The organism is Pseudarthrobacter ribosi (genome assembly GCF_055412865.1).
The window spans coordinates 1-1,073 of sequence record NZ_JBVAYZ010000050.1 but is presented as its reverse complement, the minus strand read 5'-3'; the positions used below and the strand labels follow the sequence as shown (position 1 = coordinate 1,073).

At 66.8% G+C, this 1,073-nt stretch carries 1 protein-coding gene; it reads left to right on the top strand.

Annotated features, from left to right (window positions below; translation table 11 throughout):
• The first annotated feature begins 104 nt into the window (after positions 1-104).
• A complete protein-coding gene (locus ACZYZ5_RS21445; protein ID WP_463904386.1) occupies positions 105-1,061 on the top strand; it encodes an IS481 family transposase in 957 nt (318 codons plus the stop codon).
• The last annotated feature ends 12 nt before the right edge of the window (positions 1,062-1,073 follow it).

Below are 1,073 nucleotides of genomic sequence, written 5' to 3'. Positions count from 1 at the left end.
TGTACTGTGCCGGGACGTTGTTGACACGTAGGGCTTGAAAACGAGGAGGACCTCCGGGCTAAGTGGAGCTGTCTAGTTCACACACTTTGCACACGGAGGTCCTCATGTCCCACGTTAATGCCCGGTTGACTGTTCATGGAAGACGCTTGATCGTAGACCGCGTGGCCGCCGGCCGCCCGGTTGCTCATATCGCTGCGGAGCTGGGCGTGTCCCGGCAGACCGCGTACCGGTGGGTCAGGCGGTTCCGGACCGAGGGCGGGGCCGGGCTGGCGGACCGCTCGAGCCGGCCCAGGTCGACACCGACCCGGACGAGCACTGATCGTGAACAGGCCGTCCTGGACGCCCGACGGTCCTCCCGGTTCGGTCCGCTGCGGGTTGCGGCACTGACTGGGGTTCCGGCGCGGACGGTGGCCCGGATCCTGCACCGGCACGGGGTCCCGCGGCTGGCGGACTGCGACCCTCTGACGGGTGTGCCGATCCGCGCGGCCCGGGCCACCGCCAACCGGTATGAGCGGGACCGGCCCGGGGAGCTCGTCCATCTGGACGTGAAAAAGCTCGGACGCATCCCGGAAGGAGGCGGCTGGCGGGCCCATGGCCGCTCGGAGCAGGTCAAGGGACGCGGGATCGGTTACGACTACGTCCACGTCGCGATCGATGACCACACCCGCATCGGCTACGCCGAGGTCCTCCCGGACGAGAAGGGTGCCACCGCGGCCGGGTTCCTCACCCGCGCCGCAGGCTACTTCGCCGCCCACGGCATCCACCGGATCGAACGCATCATCACCGACAACGCCTTCGCCTACCGCAACTCCGCCGCGTTCCGTCAGGCCGTGACGGACCTCGGAGCAGTTCAGCGCTTCATCAAGCCCCACTGCCCCTGGACCAACGGCAAAGCCGAACGCTTCAACCGGACTCTGCAAACCGAATGGGCCTACCGCCAGGTCTTCACCAGCAGTAACCACCGCCAAGCAGCACTTGCGCCCTGGCTCCAGCACTACAACACTGAACGAATCCACACCGGCATCGGAACCACACCCATCACCCGAGTGTCACCAACCTAATGGCGCAGTACA

Bases quoted from the DNA above. Each gene is read 5' to 3' on its own strand.
- ACZYZ5_RS21445 (WP_463904386.1), top strand. From the start codon at position 105: ATGTCCCACGTTAATGCCCGGTTGACTGTTCATGGAAGACGCTTGATC.